Genomic DNA, 18,017 nt, shown 5'->3' with positions numbered 1-18,017 from the left:
ATGTTGGACTTACGCCAGGGGACTTTAAGCAAATGAGTATAAACTAGTTCATTGATTTGACAAACAAAAAAATATTAAGGTACTTTCTTTATACTCTTCGAGCAATTGATTATAGGGCTGTGGTTACAATCATATAAATGCCTGTTGTTTCCACATGTAATGAAATGGTCCATCCCTTTGGATTAACTCTTGAAATTGGCCTTGTTCTACAAGTTGTCCTTTCTCTAATACCAGGATTCTATCCATTTGTTTTAATGTGGCAAGTCGATGAGCTACAATAATGGTTGTTTTACCTTGCATGATGTGTGTCAAAGCATGTTGAATATAGCTTTCGGTAATCGAGTCGAGAGATGATGTAGCCTCATCCATGATCAGAATTTTGGCTGGTTTTAAATAAGCCCGTGCAATAGCGATGCGCTGTTTTTGTCCGCCAGAGAGTTTCATTCCTCGTTCACCCACCAGAGTGTGATATCCTTCGGGTAGCTTTTGGATAAATGCATCGCATTCAGCTAACTTAGCTGCACGATATATCTCTTCTTCAGATGCTTCCAGATAACCGTAGCGGATATTATCCAAGATGGAGCGGTGAAATAAATCAACTTGTTGAGGGACCAGTGTGATGGCGCGTCGTAAACTGTTGATGGTGATCGTTTTTATGTTTTGTCCATCGATAGTTATTTCACCTCGAAAAGGTTCGAAAAGACGCAGGAGTAAATGAATTAAGGTTGACTTCCCAGCTCCTGAGCTTCCAACAATACCCACTTTTTCTTCTGATTCAATGCATAAATTAAAATCTTTAAATAAAAGCATTTCAGGATCGTATCCAAAATTTATGTGGCGCAGCTCGATTACCCCTCTTGTGAGTGCCAAGGGCTTCGCGTCAGGAAGGTCGACCACATCATGGGGTAACATCAGTACATTCATGGCTTGACGAAATTCGCCAATACCTTGAATGCTGTTGCCTATGGTTTGTCCTAGTACATAAATATGATTTAGGCTCGTGATGAGTAAAGTAAGCACAAAAGCAAAATCTCCTGGCGTTACATCTGCATGAATACGTCCATAAATCAAAAGGCTCATAAAACTTGCCAGTAAAATGAATGTCATCAACCCTTGGAAAAAGTGAAGTTTGAGTAAATCCCATTGAACGTGTTGTTCCGAAACTTTTAAGGAATTTAGGCTTAGCCCCAAGTGTTCTTTTTCAAACTGGGTTTGACCAAAGATTTTTGCAGTAATGATATTGCTAATTACATCAATCAATCTTCCGCTCATCTGATTTTTATTGCGGGCGAAGAGTTCGGCGGATTTTCCCACGGATTGAGAGAGCCTCAATGTTATAGAAACAAATAAGACAGTCCATATAATAAATATTAAGGAAAATCTCCAGGATATAGTTGCTAAGAAAAAGGTTACGATAACTGGTGTTGCCAGCCTTGCTATAAATCCTTCAAAAAAATTACGGACTAACGGCTCTGTACCATTACTAACATCTTGTATTTTACTGGCAATATCTCCAGCCAAATTACTTTGGAAAAAATGGATGCTGTGTTTGCTGATGTAATGAAAAAGATCATTAATGATTTTTGCTTTAACAGTAGGGTACATTTTCATCGCGGCATATAAATAGGCGCGCATGGTGAGATTATGGTAAAGATCCATACTGACATAAAGACATGCTGGGAGAACGATATGAGGTAAAAGCGATTCTTTGGGCGTATAGCTGACAACATCGATTACCCACTTCATCAAATAGGCTTGAAAGCTGCTTTCAAATCCAGCAACAATGACTGTAATAAAAAAAATCCAAAGATAGCGTTTATTTTGCCGCAAATAGGGGTTCAAAAACGCGAGGATGCCAGGAATTTTTTGCATAGCCCAATAGGTAAAGACTTTGTTTTTTAATGTAACACTGATTGTTTTTTGAAGCTAGTTTAGGAATAAGCTGCTTAACCCCCGCTCTTCAAATGGATCGGGTACTGCTTGAGGCAGTACCCGATCTTGGTTATTTTTTAATTGCCAGCTTTCCTTACACCTTTTTCAATGCGTTCGCCAATCTGTTGATCGATGTTTTTCCAGTATTCAAATGCTCTTTTTAATACAGGTTCGGAGACTCCATCTTTCAGGTGGCCAACGACGTTGTTAACTAACCTGTTACGTGCTTCATCATCCAATACTTTGCGTACGAGGGTATTTGCTTGTCCGAAGTCATCGTCATCTTTGCGGAGAGTATATGCTGCACGTACGAATTCCCCATGTGCTTCCCATGTTGCTACCTCTGGGTTTTTTGAGCTATCTGCCTTTGGACCTCCTTTTGAGTTTGGGGCATAAACAGGATCTGAGACGTTCTCAACACGCATTGCACCATCTTTGCTGTAGGAATGAATAGGGCATTGGGGTTTATTAACGGGTATTTGCTTGTAATTCACGCCCAATCGTGCTCGGTGCGCATCAGCATAGGAGAATACTCTTGCAAGAAGCATTTTATCCGGGCTGATCCCTGTTCCTGGCACCATATTATTAGGTTCAAATGCAGCTTGCTCGATTTCAGTGTGGTAATCCGTTGGATTTCGGTTCAGGGTCAACTTACCAACCTTGACAAGAGGATAGTCTGCGTGTGGCCATACCTTTGTGAGATCAAATGGGTTAAAACGATAAGTCTCAGCTTCTTTGAACGGCATAATCTGCATGTGAAGTGTCCAACTTGGAAACTCGCTTCGCTCTATAGCTTCATACAGATCGCGAGTATGGTAGTCGCCGTCTGTCCCTGCCAAGCGATCAGCCTCTTGCTGCGTTAGAAACTCAATTCCCTGATCGGTCTTGAAGTGATACTTTACCCAGAACTTTTCACCTTGGGTATTCACCCACATGTAAGTATGGCTTGAATAGCCATTCATATGGCGCCAGCTTTTGGGGATCCCGCGGTCACCCATCAGCCATGTCACTTGATGGGCAGATTCCGGAGAAAGAGTCCAAAAATCCCACTGCATGTCATGGTCACGCAGGTTGTTATTGGCACGACGCTTTTGGGAGCGTATAAAATGCTGGAATTTCATTGGATCACGAACAAAGAAAACAGGGGTGTTGTTACCCACCATATCGAAGTTACCTTCACTGGTGTAAAATTTCACAGCGAATCCACGGGGATCGCGCCAGGTATCAGGACTTCCTCGCTCGCCTGCAACAGTTGAGAAGCGGAGAACTACATTCGTTTTTGTTCCTGGCTGGAAAACAGCAGCTTTGGTGTATTTGCTTACATCTTCGGTTACTTCGAAATGCCCGAATGCTCCGCCACCTTTTGCATGTGGTTGACGCTCTGGAATTTTTTCACGATTGAAGTTTGCCATTTGTTCGATCAAGTAATGATCATGTAAAAGTATAGGACCGTTTGGTCCAATGGTTAGAGAATGCTCATCACTTGCTACTGGTATCCCTGAATCTGTTGTGGTGAATTTTTGTTTGTTGTCCTCATCTGCCATTCAAATATCTCCCTTAATTAAAGTAATGAGTAGTGATTTTGCTTATGTGGTGATTGTTACTAATTATATCTGTGATACTTCAGAATGCTAGTTTTTAGGCGTCAGATTTGACTGCTCTCGTGAAAGCTATGGTTCTACATGGCTGTATTACAAGGAGTGGGTATTGCATTTTTGCCTCATTATTTTTTTGTTACTACCCAAAGGTCATCGTTTCCTCTGGGAAACATAAGTTACTTCCTTTGAGTTGCTCTCGATTAAATTACAATTAATGAATGAGATTTATTCCAACTGTCAGGGATCTATGTGTGGAATCTTTCGATTCTTCATATCGCCGATCACTATTGTTGCAGGTTTTGTATCGGTCTGTGTATTTGTACCATCCATACCTAGAAAATCATCATAGGAAAAAGCGTAGGAATTTAAATAGCTATTTTGTGGATGATCTATATTTTTATCAAAACTCAACGCATGCATAGCCTCGGAATAAACATTCACACAGGGGGCATCTTTAGTAGCGCCACATTGATTTACAACGTAGTCAACGGAATGATCAACGTTGTTGAAGTAGTATTTTAACAGCCCTTGCATTTGTTGTTTGTTTCTGAAAACCGGATTTCCTTGCGAATCAAAAAAATCTTTACCAATAAAGGCTGATTCTTTACGCATTAACATACCTGAAACAATAGCAGAAGTCAGATCGCGTGCAATAGTCGCATCCACCGCGTTTTTATTATTAAATGGTGTTTGTGCTCCCATTAAAATTGAATTACTGGCTTGTGGTGGACCCAGATTATAAGATAAGGTTTCAGAGCCGGGCTCGCCATCACGTGAAAAAACTAATGTTTGACTGTTGGGCTCAAAAGCTCCTGACCAAATACCTTTATTTAATTCGTTTAAATCAATTTTAATGGAACGATTTACTGAAGAAGAATAGTACCTACTCAGTTCATTGATATAGTTGGTAAAATATCCACTAAATCGATTGCCAAATCTGCCAGGAGCATCGACTCGCATTAAAGAGTTTGCTGAATTGTAAACAACTAGACTGGACCATTCTGAATGGTTCCACCGTTGAGTACACTCAGGGGAGTCTGTTGTTTTACCTGCAGCACGGCAAATGATTGTTTTCATATTTTTAATAACCGCATCGAGTCCGCCAAAATGTCCATATTCATGGCCTGCTTGTTGAATGGTATAAGGGATGGCAATAAAATCAACGCCAGTTGGGTTAATCACAGTTTCACCACTAGTACTGTAATTAAACTCGACCTTATCAAAAAGTGTTCCATTTGTAGTTGTTTGAGGGTTGTTTACATCAGGTTGTTTTGGGGTTAGGGTGTCCTTGTCTGTAGGCATATCCAGGGTATTTCCAAAAGAAATATAAATTCTCCCTGAAGTAAGATGAGGTATGCAGGCTTGCGCCATTCCTCCTGAATTGGGGATTAATTCGGACAAGGAAATACCATAGTTTTTTCCATTCATATTGATATCAGTAATATCAACAAGCGTACCAACACGATTTCCATCATTAAACTTTACATAAGCATGTTTTTTGGTGGCTGGATCAATACCGAGCACTACAATGTATGTGGTTCTATTTTCAATATGGGTGTTGTTGGTTTTTGATAGGTCAAAGCTAACCGACATCCCACCACCCTGACATTGATTCTTGGAGAAAGCATACTCACTCATAGTTAACAAACCAGTCAACCCGAGCATAAAAACGCTTAAACTGCTCAATTTGGAAATTTTCATTACATAAACCTCACGAAGGTGAAAAAATTTAATTTTCCTAAAAGGGGGCTTGATGCTCCAGAACTTGTGCTATGGTGCAAAAACAACCTTAAATAGTTATAGATTGATTATTATACAGGTTTCATAGCTGTATTTTCTATAAGCAACTGGATTAAGGGCTGAATTAAAGTAACTCGTTCAAGAATTAAGGGTTATTAAAATTTTCTTTGCGTCTCGATAACCCGCAGCGATTCTCTTTCTGATTGTGTTAGAAGAAAAATCAAAGGGTGCACTTACATTTTCCGGATCTTTATTTTCAATGTAAAGGATATTTTCTATGTATTTGTAATTGATTAGACGTTGATATCCCGGTAGCTGTTTAATAGGGCTATTAGTAGGGATAATTTTGTCAATTTCATTGATGACTTCGATGTATTCATTAATTTTTTCCGTTAATTCTTTATTAAATCGGATCTTATTGGAAAACTGAATTTCAAAAATGCGGTCAAAAACGTCAGCCATATTAGCAGGTATTTTGCCTTGGCTGGGGAAAAGATTGATGACAATAATTTGCTTTTTTACCTCAGGATCAGGATCAAGACATTCTAAAACAGGGGAGAGCGGTGTATTTTCAAATAACCCTCCATCCCAATAATATGTTTTTTTTATCATGGTCATAGGGAAACCAGGAGGTAAACTGCCGCTTGCCAAAACATGCAAGGGGGTAATTTCCGTTCGATCATTACCTTGGTTTGTAAACGTTTTTACCTTGCCCGTTGCAACATCTGTTGCAGTAAGAATTAAACGCGTAGCACTATCATTTACTTTTTTAAAGTCAATATACTTGTCTAATAACTGGTGCAAAGGTTTAGTGAAATAAAAACTAGTCCAATCCATTAAATTCCAGTAGTCAATTCGTGGATAAAAAAAGGATGGATTGCCAAATAAAGCCAAATAAGAACTCAATTTATCATTTAATAAAGGAGATGAAAAAATCGTAAACTCTTCCCACATTGCTTCAAGAGTTGCAATGGGCTCATCTTTAGAGCCGACAAGGGTTATAGCATTTATAGCACCTATAGAAACCCCTGAAACAATATCGAGTGAAAATTGAGGATTTTCATAAAGACGTTTTAAGGCGCCGAACTCATAAGCTCCTAGCGCCCCACCTCCTTGTAGCACCATCCCTGTTTGTTTCATATTATCCATATTTATGCTAGTTGAGTTTCATCTTTAAGTATAGATTATTTTTCTTTAATTCGATGCTCAGTCAAAAGTTCATCATTTAAAAAAAGAGAAGGTGGATTTGCCCTTTGTTTTAGCATGATACATGGCAGTATCAGCGTTCATAAAAAGTGTTTGAGTATCTGAACCATCTTGGGGATACATTGCAACTCCAATGCTGATGGATGTTTTGATGAAGTGGTCATCTATTTTAATCGGATTATGAAAATCTGCTAAAATTCGCTCGAATACTTTAATCAACTCATCAATGTGATGTATTTCTTCAATAATCAATCCAAATTCATCTCCACCGATTCTTGCAAAATAATCCATTTCTCGCAGGTGGGGAGTTATAATTCCAGGCAAAGCCATTAATAGTTTATCGCCACAAACATGCCCAAAGGTATCGTTAATAATTTTAAAATTATCAACGTCAATAAAGCATACAGCTAATTGAGAATTATTTCTTAACGATCGGGCTAAGGTGTGCTCCAGATAGTCGAAAAAGCTTAATCGATTAGGTAATTTGGTTAAAGGGTCGTAATGAGCCATTTTTATCAGCTTCTTCTCATTTTCAAGTCGTTCAGTAATATCACTAAAAATAATAGCAGCTCCTGTAAGCTTATGATTTATTATAATAGGGATGCAGGTATATTCCACTCCAAAATAACTATGATCTTTTTTCCAGAATACCGCTTCTTTTGCCTTGATTATTGCTTTCTCCTGGATGGCTTGATAAATCGATGAATGCTCAATTGAGTCAGAAGAAGGGGCTGTTATTTGTTCATTAAGAATTTTAGTTATGAATTCATTTTTTAATTCATTACTTGAATACCCCAATAATTTTTCAGCAGCTGGATTAATAAAAGTGATTTTATAATTTAAATCTATTCGTAGTATGCCTTCGCCAGCTGCATTTAATAAGAGGAGGTTTTTTGCTTTTTCTGTTCTTAGTTGCATGGTTTTTGCATTGGCAAAATATTGTATTAAATAACGCTGTCCATAGAGAATAAATAAAATAATATTCATCAGTACACAAAAAAATAGAGTCGCTGTTAAGGCAGACCATACATACCAAGAATATTCACTATGGATAAAATACGGAGATAAAGTAGCAGTGATATTCCATACTGAGTCGGAAAAATATAGTCTATAAGAAAGACTAAATAACTCAGTTTGATCCTGCTGTATTTTTTTATTATAAATTTCAAAAGTAGACTTGATATTTAAGTCAGGTGAATTTACTTGGATCGTGAAGTTTGAGTAATTTAAAAAATTATCAAAAATTTGATTAAAAAGCTTAGTAAAATTAATTTGTAAAATAGTAAATCCTGCAAGTTCATTTCCACGATATACCTCAGAAATAATGAACATCTTATCGATTTTACCTCCATTGCCTAATATTACAGGGGAATCGTTCGGAGTATTATTTGGCGTATTAAGACGATTAACAAGATCTGGATTTGTGAATAGATCATAACCATTAGGAAAAATATTATTATTTTTTGATACTGTAAAAAGAATAGGGTAATACACTGATTTCTTCTTAGAAGGATTCCCAGAGCTATCCAAAATTTCAGAGTGATATTTTTTTTCAAAATCATCGCGGTTGATTACTTTAGGTACCCACTGTATGGATTGAATCATTGGATATTCCCGTAATAATAAAGCGCCTTGATGTTGAAATTTTTCTTTATTTATAATGGGAGTTGTAGCAAGAAAAAGAGAAATTGTATGAGCGGTTTCATTTACTAATTTCAGCTTCTCAGTGAGTTGACTCAATTTATAATGGGTTAATTCAGTGAATTTTGATTGCACTCGTTTTGATTCTGCATGACTATAAAATATATGGGCAATCACAACTATAATGAACGTCAAACATAAAGGAAGTAGAATGGGTATTCTTCTGCGTTGCCATAATTTTCTAGGCTTGGCAAATGAAATCAGAAAAACCGGAGTAAAAATTAGTACTCCAATACTGTCTCCTATCCACCAGGTAACCCAGCTTAATGAAAAGTTTTCAGGGGATATTATTCCTAACAAGCATAACCCCAGATTACTAATGGTTGCAGCAATAACAGAAGAAACTGGACCGGTAAGCAGTGCGAAAACAAGAATATCTTTAGGGAGATGCAATGGATTACTTAAGCTAATAAAATGTTTGACAAGCCACCAGCCAAATAATGCCTGAAGTAGTGCTCCAGTGCCTGTTATTAATCCGGTGAATAAATTTAAAAACTCAAATATATTGCCTACATTATTGAATGTTACATAAGAATTAAGGAGGAACGAAGCAATGAAGATGCCTGGTAAAGTTCGTAACCCCCATACAAGAACTGAGCCAAGTGCAATTCCTGATGGTGCCCAAATTGTGGTGGCATAACCTGGAGGTACAGCAAGCATGAGTCCTAAAAGGCCACTTGAAACATAAAAAAAGGCAACAGCCAGATTATATAAAACTGTTTTTTTTAAAACGTTTTTTTCTTTCATTTAAAAAAAGCCAAAGAGGGTGTATTTAGTTTTTCATTTAAAAACATGTGTCGATGCCTATTTTTTAATGATTATTTAAATTTTAGTTGAAAAATAGAGTATTTTCAGACTTGCAGCTCCAATTTGCCTGATGAAGTAAGGCAGTTAAATGAAAGTCTGTTGATTTTTGATATTGAATTAAAAACTGGCCAATAGGTTCTGTATCAATTATCCAAAATATTCAATTAAAAAAGGGCAACTAATGAAAAAAATCCCCAAGATCAAATAAAATAAAAATTGATCTTGGATGCGTCTTTGCTCTTTTTCTTTTGGACGAAGGATATAAAACGCTATGAAAAGAAAGATAACGCCAATTAGAATGCTTAAGATTTGTGCATATAAAAATACTGATGTAAAAGGCCGCGGAGTTGTCTGTACAACATTTTCTCCAGCCGGAATAACTTGAACCGCAGCGCTAAATAAATTCATTTTTTTTTAATATAAGTAATATTTTTTATTATCCTCGCTCCATTTGACTAAGATTTCAAGTATGAGAGCAATTCACAAAATGACAGCAGCCAAATAATAGACGAAAAGATAATCACAATTATTGATGTTTTTTCTTGTTGTGTATAAAATACACAGTTTATTACAAATTTTATACTTTAAATCTTATGAAAATTTATTTAGTAGGAGGCGCAGTCCGTGACAAATTACGCGGCTTTCGCCCCAAAGATAATGATTGGGTTGTTGTAGGTGCAACCTGGGATGATATGCTAAAGCTGGGCTATAAACCAGTAGCTAGCAGCCGAGAAGCAAAAGCTATTCCTGTATTTTTACATCCTGACACTAATGAAGAGTATGCCCTTGCCCGATGCGAAACTCGAACAGGAAGTGGACATGCTGGTTTTGAGTTTGACATCTCTCCTACGATTACTTTAATGGACGATTTAAGCAGGCGAGATTTGACGATAAATGCCATGGCTTTACCACTTGAAGAAGGAAAACTGGGTGAATTGATCGATCCTTATAATGGAAAAGCTGATTTGGAGCGTCGTATATTACGGCATGTATCACCAACATTTGTTGAAGATCCTCTTCGATTATTACGTACAGCACGTTTTGCCGCTTGCTTAGGCTTTAAAGTAGCTCCAGAAACGATGGTGCTGATGAAACAGATGGTTGCTGAAGGAACAGTGAGTGAACTGAGCTCTGAGCAAATCTGGAAGGAACTGGAGCGTGCGCTTATGGGAGCATATCTGGAAAATTTCTTCGATGTGCTTAAACAATGTGGTGCAAAGCATATTTTATTTCCTGATATGGACATATCAGACTCCAGCATCAAAGCGTTGCAACGAGCAGCTGATCATAAATATTCAGCATACGTTCGCTTCGCTGTTTTGATGCACAACCAGCCTCCAGATGAAATAAGCGTGTTGTGCAAACGATACAACATACCAAATCAATACCGTGATTTAGCGTTATTAACAAGTAAACATATGGCGCAATTTCGACGTGTTCCTGAACTGGATGCAGTAGGGTTATTGGATTTATTGACAAACATTGGCGCGTTCCATAATAAAGAACGTTTTGACAATTGCTTACATATTTTTGAGCTGTGTACACAAGAACCGTCTTATGTAGAACAAGTACGTAATGCCTTTCAAGCCGCCAAATCCATTGACACTAAAGAACTCGCTTCGAAATACATCGGTCACGAAATCAATAGAAGAATTAAAGTATTACGTATTGAAGCGATCCAACAATATATCAATAGCCCGGACGACCGTCATGTGGTTGTCGGCAACTGCGTTGTATAATGAATAAAATTCCTGGTTGCAAGCAACTGAATCTTCTTCACATTGCTGAAAAACCAGGCCATGCCCTATTCCGACGTCCAGCGGCTTGTCCGCGGGATCCATGAGCTCTACCCTAAAACACTGGACCCCGCGAACAAGTCCTGAGAGATCCACGCGAAATTTAATCCCCTACCTACCGCGCTTTATGCCTGAGAGATAGACAAAAAAATTTGGTTTAAGGCATTGAAATATAGGAATAATGGTATTGAAAGTGCATGACGGATTATGATCCAATAGAGTTCCACAACAATAAAAGATCGACGTCATGCACCTGATGCAATTATTACACAAAACATTAGCAAAAGAATTACCTTTTATTCATAAATCACGCTTACACAATTTAATCATGGCTTCATCGACGTTAATTAAGGTAAATAAATTAACGCTGACATCGCTTGGCCGTCATTTGCCTCATACTAAAGTTAAGACTCGCAGCAATATAAAAAGGATAGACCGCTTATTAGGGAATACGCGATTACAAAAAGAAGCGATTGAATTTTATAGGACAATGAGTCATTATCTACTAGCAGCACAAAGACGCCCCTGGATTCATGTTGATTGGAGCTGTATATGTTCGCAGACTAAACTCTATTTATTGAGAGCCTCCTTGTCGATGCAAGGACGCTCGATTGTGATTTACGAAGAATGTCATCCACAGAAAAAACAAAATAACCATCAAACTCATAAAGAATTTTTAAATAATCTAAAAGCTATTTTACCGAGCTCTGTACAACCTATTATTGTTACCGATGCGGGATTTAGAGCGCCTTGGTTTTCCTATGTTCGAGCGCTTGATTGGGATTTTTTAGGCCGATTACGCCATAAGAATGCGATATATTTAGAGGCTACAGCAACTTGGCAATTAAGTCATATCTATTATGAACAAGCCACAGCCAAACCTAACTACTTGGGGCAGGGCCTTCTTACAGAGAAAGAACAAATCCCTGCTCACTTTATACTCTATAAAGGCCTCTCTAAAGGTCGTCATAGAGTGAATACAAGAAAGGTAGGCGTGATGCAATGAGTAAACGATATGCTAGAGCTCATCGTGAGCCTTGGTTATTGGTCACTTCATTGACCTCAACAAACACCGCTGAATACGCTGTGAATATTTATCGGCAACGCATGCAAATAGAAGAAAATTTTCGTGATACAAAATGTACTCGTTATGGGTTTGGATTGAAAGAAAGTCTTTCTCGTTCTCCTCAAAGAATGAGCATATTACTGCTTATTGCTGCTATCTCTACTTTTGCTTGTTGGCTTGCTGGCATTTTTACCAAGCGTAAAGGATATGCATCTTCCTTTCAGGCTCACTCTTCAAAATTCACCAACATTTTATCCCTGGTCTATTTAGGGCGCGAAGCTCTCAAAAAAGGAATCTCTCTCAAAGTAAAACAGTTTCAAAATTTATTACCTCTACTCTCTGAGCTAAATGCCACAACACAGACCCCCACTACAGTCTTTCTTTGAATTTTGTGGGGATCGTACAGGCTTTATGCCCCGAATTCGTCCAATATAATCCCAGCCTTGATTGAGTACAAGACGAAACCATGAATTATAAAAACCCGCATCAGTAATTAATATCGGACGGCAGGTTTCAGGTAATAAGGTTTTTAAATGGTGCAAAAACTGGCGATGGGCTTTATTGCTATTTTCATATTGTTTCGTAAATACCTCTTCGTAAATCGATAAGGCTCGGCCTTTAGCAACTAATGAGGCTCTAAGCAAATAATGGGTCGTATTCGGGACATGACTCCAATCAACCAAAATGAGCGGGCGTTCTATAGTACCAATTAAGCGATGCGCTACCTCTTTGTAGATGCTCTGTCGTTCTTGATGTAATAATTTATTACCTAAAAAACGATCGCATCGCTTAATATTGTGTTTTTCTTGCGTTTTATTCTTTAACGCTCGTCCCAGCCGGGTTAACGAGAGTTTCTTCTCTCTAATTAATGCTTCTACGAATAAACAAAGAGGACTTAATCGTTTTCCATGGATGGTACGAAACAATAAATTATGTAAAAATTACTTCACGTGCATAAATTTTCCTTAATCAAAATTGTCGGCAAAACAATTTGATCATTAATTTTTATGCACGTCTACTCATTCCTTCTTTCTTTGCTCCTATCTGGGGAGTTCTCATGCATAAAGCGCAGTACGTAGAACGTCGAGTATAGTTCATTTAAAAACATAAAGTGACATTCAAATTTCGCGTGGATCTCTCAGGAACAAGTCACGAGGTGTAGGCAGAAAGGTGATCAAGAGACAGTTTCTTGCAACCAGGCTTTTTTGTTATGAACACCGAGTCTGTAGACATGTGCTATGAAGGAAAAAAGAGCTGTCCCTGGATTTAAATTACCGAAGTCATCAGGCTATACTTAAAAATAACACATTCAAATAAAATAATAATGGCACGAATTCTGGTTTTACAACATTCTCCTTATGAGCCATTGGGTATCATTATTCATACTTTAAGAAGGATGAAGTTGCGTATTCGCTATGTTAATTTTGCCAGAGATCCCCATCAGCGAGTGGATATGAATCGTTATCATGGCATTGTTGTCCTCGGTGGTGCCATGCATCCTAATGAGCTTGATTTGTACCCACATCTAATTCACGAAATAGAATTATTGCAGGTGGCAATTGCCAAAGAAGTCCCAATATTAGGCATTTGTTTAGGCTCCCAACTACTGAATATAGCCTTGGGTGGCAGCTGTTATGCTTTAGAAAAACCGGAACTTGGATGGACACGAGTAGGTAAATGTGGTGAACATGATTTATTTGGATTGTTTGATCTTCCCATACATGTTTTTCAATGGCATCAATTTGCAAATCAGACAGCCCCAGGTATTGAGGTTCTTTTAGAAAACAGTCAGTGCGTGCAAGCTTTTAGTCATCATAATAGTGTAGGACTCCAATTTCATTTGGAAGTCGATGCCAATTTGATTCAACGCTGGCTTGAGCATCCAGATTATTTAGAGCATCTACGCCGCTATCTAAAACATGAAGATATTCATGCGATTCATGCAGAGACCAAACTGTATTTACCCCAATCCATGGCAATAGCAAAACATTTTTTTGCTAATTTTTGCCGCTTGTTTCATAAGAAATCCTATGCTTTATCATCATGGACTGCGGGAAGGGATTTGTTTTAAAGTTTTTTTGGTAAACAAAGAATCACGGAAATCTCCACTTAATCCCATTTAAATTTTTCTCAGTTTGCTATCAATATGGTCTAGGGATGTTTTGTTCTTTTATATTAAAGTATCCTTTTTACTCACTGGCTGAGTATCGAAAAATTTGTATCTCGTAGGTTTTTGTAATTTCCTTGGCAAGGATATCAGAATAGTGCTCTGAAACATCTGTAAAGCCGTCGAGACAAGCAATAGTTGGGTCATTCAGGAAATTCCGGACTACAAGTGTCGCAGACTCAGAAAGTTGTGAGGCAATTCGACTAAGATAGCTCTGGGCCATTTCCTTCGGAAAATAAGAAGGTGCATTTGAAAGTGAAATAAATCCGCTCTTATTTTCACTCTTTTCCAGAGTTGAAATGATATCTTCCTGGATGTAACTGACTTTAGTTTGGAGTAGTGCTTTTTTTGCCTGATAAAATACGATTGGGTCACATTCTACTGGCAATGCTTCTGAGAAAATAATCTCTCCAAAGAAGATCAATTGGAGCATGTAATTTTCTCTTGCCAAAGTATTCAAAAACATCTGATCGAAACACTTCTTGTAGGTATGATAGAAACTGATTTTGGGATCTACCTGGGGAAATATACCTGGTTTTATTTTCCAGGTGATTGCCATCAATGCAGCATAAATTCGCAAAAAAAAGTGCCATGCTTTTTTGGGAAATTTATGAGTGTAGTAAGTTTTTTGCTCCTCCAGGGTCTTGCAGTCAAAAATTTTTAATCCCTTTTTTCCTACGAATTTGCGAATAACCATACTGAATTTGCGGACGGTTTGTTCCCATTTTCCAGAGTAAAGAAGCGGGCTCCAATTGCTGTTTCCAAACACGTTTAAAAAATACTCCTGGGTTTCTGGACGTAATGTGATTATCTTCTTAAAAAGATCTTCTCGACTTTGAGTAGAGCTGCTTGCAGTTGGATAGCCAAGAAATTGAATAAATTCATTGTGATTCAAGTGTCTTACACTTTCAATTCTTAATTCCGTCAAATAAAGTTGCTCTAAAGAGAGATCCACACAAATGAGCTCTTGCGGTGATTTGGTTAAAAGAGGAATGATTCTGCTTCCGCTCCCCGCAATCGCTATGACTCTCTCTGTATGGTCAGGAAGAAGCTCCGATTCGACAACCGAATCTTCATTAGCTAATGTATATACCAACCCGTTAAAATGTGCTTGTCCCATAGGTTTGTTTTCCGCTCATCAAATTGACTCTAGAGATCGCTGGTTAATATCCAATCCCAATTTTGTGGTTGTGTACCGCAATTGAGTAATGTGATCGTAGAAGAAGGAAAAAGCTGCATCCCTGAAAGCTCCTCAATCAGGGGATCTTCGGATGTCGCACAAAACATGTGGATATGACCCTCCTGCGGCTCGTACTTTTTCTCAGATCCTTTCCCCATTTCTCCAAATTGTGCATGCAAAACCGGGATTCTACTTTGATCATGGGTCAAAACGAGATCTTTAATTCCTTCCAGCGACAGAAACCGAACATCTCCTCGATACCGTTCCAAAATGGGCTGGGCTTTTTGCATCGAGGCATAGTCTAACGAAAATAGACTAAGCTGGGTATCTCTGACGGGAATCCATTTGAGCCATCTTGTGAGACGTTTCACTCGATTTTGACTGCTTCCTGTCGTAGGATTCATGGAAATGCCAAAACCATTCCAACTGGTTAGCAAATTCCGTAAATATATTTTGTAAGCCATTTTGATAGGTAAGTGCTGGCCTCGATAGTCTGGATGAATTTTCAGGTCACAATAGTACCAAATTTTTTTCAGGCCGATGCGAGATGGAACAGTTCTCAAAACTGCGGCAACTACTCCAGCAACGCGATGTTTGTCGACGAATACGTAGTAATAGAGTTTTCCCAATCGTTCAAAAAAGGCAAAATAATCTTTACCATGATCAATTTTAAAAAACTTATCTCCATAGGGATAGGTGACTTCTCGTTCCAAATCAAGAATCTGGGTGAGATAAAGATTCATATTTTCAAGAGTCAAACGCACTAATTTCATGAAACAGATACCGCTGTTGCTACAGATACTTGTTTCTTTTCAGTCAATTTAGCTTCTGTAATACTAGGATTTGCTAGACTGCCGTTGATCCAACGTCTGCTTCGTGCGCGAAATAGTCCCTCATACAATCCATTAAAAAGGGTTGCTCCCAAGCGAAGCCCTTGCTCAATAGAGTTTCGCGATTCAGGTTCTGCATGCCAAGCAGTTCGTAGAATCGTAAAGAAATCCTCCGCATGCTTGATGTCCAATTTCTCATGAAGGTCGTAATGGATAAGCTGGCCAGGAGTGATCCAGCCGCGCGCTACCACGCTTCGTCCGATAAAAAATGAAATATCGGAAAACATCCTTTCAATTATTCCCATCGCCCCGACTCCGAGCAAGTAATGATCGGAATTACATACGCCTTCCAAAGCCGTGTTAAAAATTCGAAGTTCTGGCCATAAAACGCGAGCTTTCACGTCTTCAAAAGTACATCCATTCAATCTCTGGAGAAAGACCAGAAAGGTAAATTTATGAAACCGATCGCGGTCACCTTCTCCGTGTTCTTCCCACACGTTTCGCAAAATCCCGAGTCTTTGCTCAGGACAAGGAATCTTGGATACCAATGCAGCCATGGGGCGGGCGAAAAAATCAACAGCAGAGTAAAATTGAATCTGTGTTTCTACGAAATCATTTTTATCAAAAGTCCCGTCTTGTAGATGGACAAAATAGGAATTACTTAAGTAATTTGTTTCTTGGAGAATTTGCTCGATTAACTGATCCATACTTATTCTACCTTCAAGGCATAATTGATTTGTGAATAGAATAGACTTCTATCGCTTGTCAGTAACTCTGCACTTTCATCACACAAAAGCTCAAAATGACTGGAAAAGTACTTCATAAAATCTTTTTGATTATTGAGTTGACGTGTTAACAACCGTGCTCCTGGCTTCATCTCAAGATTGAGTCGATTGGCCAGATTCTCAATCTTGTCTTCATCCATCCAATCAAAAATATTGGAAAGATTCACAAGATCGAATGAGTGAAAACTTTCGACTTTGTCGATAGTATTATTGAAGAACTCAAAATGATACTTCGGAGTTGGCGCACAGAGATAATAAGGAAGGCAGGATTCCTGGTCGATATAATGTCCTAAAAATAGATGATGAATAAAATAATTTCTGGACATGTCTTCCTTTTCCAGTCCTTGCTCGATCACCTTCCTGAAATATTCAGGGTAGGAGTCTCTAGGAGCGTGCTGTACAGCTTCTGGCCCAAACATGGCTTCAAGAAAATTGTGGTGGAAAAACAAATCAAAGGCAACCTTCCAATATTTGTGTTCAAACAACACAGTTCTGATATGAGAGGTATGAGATTTGCCTAAAGGCTGGGTCAGAAGTTCCTTCAGCTCTTCCGAAGGCAAAATAAACTCAGTAATGAAGTTTCTAAACGAACGGAAAAGTGACTCGAAATTTCCTCTCTCGTTGAGACCAAATGGAGAATCATTTTCTACATTAAAAGCCCCTTTCTTTTTTGTGATGGAAGATTCCTCTAAGGCCCTTATTTTCTCTTGTATTAATTTAATCTGTGCTCGATTCGGATCTACTAAAGTGAACCGAAGATGAGGAAAGTAAGCCTGTAGGGAAAGCGCAGTACAGCCTCCCGAGGCAATGAGAAGAATTTCCTTTGCACCCGAGGAAAGGATTACTTTTTTCTCGATTTCCGGGTCTTCTCTGACTACTGAAAATTGAATTGGGTTATTTTTATTCTTGAGCATATTTGATCTGGCTTGCAGTCTCCATAGTGAGCAATTGAGTAGAAAATAGCATTTTATCCTATGCTTAAGGTTGCTGATGTTTTTATATTGTACAGATATAAACAATTCTGTCAATAAATAATACCCTTTGTGTTGTGGTGGACTTTCTACTGACGGCCCATTTCCTGGAATGGAGCTATGAAGGTATTCTTCGAACCGGAGCGCTGGCTTGTTCTATGTGTGCAAACCTTAGAAGGATGTAGCGATAGAGTGAGTGATTTATAATCTAGGAGTTTAATATCGCTACAGGTCTATA

15 protein-coding genes are annotated in these 18,017 nt (G+C 38.3%); 4 read left to right on the top strand and 11 right to left on the bottom strand.

What is annotated here, in order from left to right:
- Window positions 1–129: 129 nt before the first annotated feature.
- From DY223_RS10435 to DY223_RS10410, 6 genes are all read right to left on the bottom strand, one after another.
- Window positions 130–1,872 (bottom strand): ABC transporter ATP-binding protein, encoded by a 1,743-nt coding sequence (locus DY223_RS10435; RefSeq protein ID WP_058458103.1) that lies wholly within the window; start codon window positions 1,870–1,872, stop codon window positions 130–132.
- 137 nt (window positions 1,873–2,009) lie between these two features.
- A complete protein-coding gene (locus DY223_RS10430; protein ID WP_058458102.1) occupies window positions 2,010–3,476 on the bottom strand; it encodes a catalase in 1,467 nt (488 codons plus the stop codon).
- Window positions 3,477–3,767: 291 nt separating this feature from the next.
- Window positions 3,768–5,231: a beta-1,3-glucanase family protein gene (locus DY223_RS10425; RefSeq protein WP_082642391.1), complete on the bottom strand. Its 1,464-nt coding sequence runs from the start codon at window positions 5,229–5,231 to the stop codon at window positions 3,768–3,770.
- A 177-nt stretch (window positions 5,232–5,408) separates the two neighbouring features.
- Window positions 5,409–6,410 carry a patatin-like phospholipase family protein gene (locus tag DY223_RS10420; protein WP_058458101.1) on the bottom strand — a complete coding sequence of 334 codons (1,002 nt, stop codon included), beginning with the start codon at window positions 6,408–6,410 and terminating at the stop codon, window positions 5,409–5,411.
- Window positions 6,411–6,491: 81 nt separating this feature from the next.
- Complete coding sequence (locus DY223_RS10415; protein WP_058458100.1) at window positions 6,492–8,924, bottom strand: diguanylate cyclase domain-containing protein; 2,433 nt, start codon at window positions 8,922–8,924, stop codon at window positions 6,492–6,494.
- A gap of 207 nt (window positions 8,925–9,131) precedes the next feature.
- Window positions 9,132–9,392: a hypothetical protein gene (locus tag DY223_RS10410; RefSeq protein ID WP_058458099.1), complete on the bottom strand. Its 261-nt coding sequence runs from the start codon at window positions 9,390–9,392 to the stop codon at window positions 9,132–9,134.
- 185 nt (window positions 9,393–9,577) lie between these two features.
- Between DY223_RS10410 and DY223_RS10405 the strand changes: the two genes are divergently transcribed.
- From DY223_RS10405 to DY223_RS10395, 3 genes are all read left to right on the top strand, one after another.
- Complete coding sequence (locus DY223_RS10405; RefSeq protein WP_058458180.1) at window positions 9,578–10,723, top strand: tRNA nucleotidyltransferase/poly(A) polymerase-related protein; 1,146 nt, start codon at window positions 9,578–9,580, stop codon at window positions 10,721–10,723.
- 313 nt (window positions 10,724–11,036) lie between these two features.
- Window positions 11,037–11,786 carry an IS4 family transposase gene (locus DY223_RS10400; RefSeq protein ID WP_160116276.1) on the top strand — a complete coding sequence of 250 codons (750 nt, stop codon included), beginning with the start codon at window positions 11,037–11,039 and terminating at the stop codon, window positions 11,784–11,786.
- A complete protein-coding gene (locus DY223_RS10395) occupies window positions 11,783–12,232 on the top strand; it encodes a hypothetical protein (RefSeq protein WP_058460248.1) in 450 nt (149 codons plus the stop codon). The genes DY223_RS10400 and DY223_RS10395 overlap by 4 nt, the downstream gene beginning before the upstream one ends.
- Here DY223_RS10395 and DY223_RS10390 read toward each other — a convergent pair.
- Window positions 12,191–12,772 carry an IS4 family transposase gene (locus DY223_RS10390; RefSeq protein WP_058460031.1) on the bottom strand — a complete coding sequence of 194 codons (582 nt, stop codon included), beginning with the start codon at window positions 12,770–12,772 and terminating at the stop codon, window positions 12,191–12,193. The genes DY223_RS10395 and DY223_RS10390 overlap by 42 nt on opposite strands.
- Before the next feature lie 398 nt (window positions 12,773–13,170).
- On the opposite strand from DY223_RS10390, the gene DY223_RS10385 reads away from it, so the two are divergent.
- Window positions 13,171–13,917, top strand: a complete 747-nt coding sequence (locus DY223_RS10385; RefSeq protein ID WP_174223909.1) for a type 1 glutamine amidotransferase — start codon at window positions 13,171–13,173, stop codon at window positions 13,915–13,917.
- Between the two features lie 118 nt (window positions 13,918–14,035).
- On the opposite strand, the gene DY223_RS10380 is transcribed toward DY223_RS10385, so the two are convergent.
- Genes DY223_RS10380 through DY223_RS10365 form a run of 4 tightly spaced genes read right to left on the bottom strand, consistent with a single transcriptional unit; the run spans window position 14,036 to window position 17,722 of the window.
- Window positions 14,036–15,133 carry a DUF3419 family protein gene (locus tag DY223_RS10380; RefSeq protein ID WP_058460029.1) on the bottom strand — a complete coding sequence of 366 codons (1,098 nt, stop codon included), beginning with the start codon at window positions 15,131–15,133 and terminating at the stop codon, window positions 14,036–14,038.
- Between the two features lie 29 nt (window positions 15,134–15,162).
- A complete protein-coding gene (locus tag DY223_RS10375; RefSeq protein WP_058460028.1) occupies window positions 15,163–15,966 on the bottom strand; it encodes a hypothetical protein in 804 nt (267 codons plus the stop codon).
- Complete coding sequence (locus tag DY223_RS10370; RefSeq protein WP_064115148.1) at window positions 15,963–16,730, bottom strand: iron-containing redox enzyme family protein; 768 nt, start codon at window positions 16,728–16,730, stop codon at window positions 15,963–15,965. Before DY223_RS10370 ends, DY223_RS10375 begins: the two co-directional genes overlap by 4 nt.
- A 2-nt stretch (window positions 16,731–16,732) precedes the next feature.
- On the bottom strand, window positions 16,733–17,722 hold the full coding sequence (locus DY223_RS10365) for a DUF3419 family protein (protein WP_058460027.1): 990 nt from the start codon (window positions 17,720–17,722) through the stop codon (window positions 16,733–16,735).
- Window positions 17,723–18,017: the final 295 nt, after the last annotated feature.

The sequence above is a fragment of the Legionella bozemanae genome (genome assembly GCF_900450575.1).
GTDB classification, from domain to species: domain Bacteria; phylum Pseudomonadota; class Gammaproteobacteria; order Legionellales; family Legionellaceae; genus Legionella; species Legionella bozemanae.
This window is presented reverse-complemented; position numbering and strand designations above follow the sequence as displayed.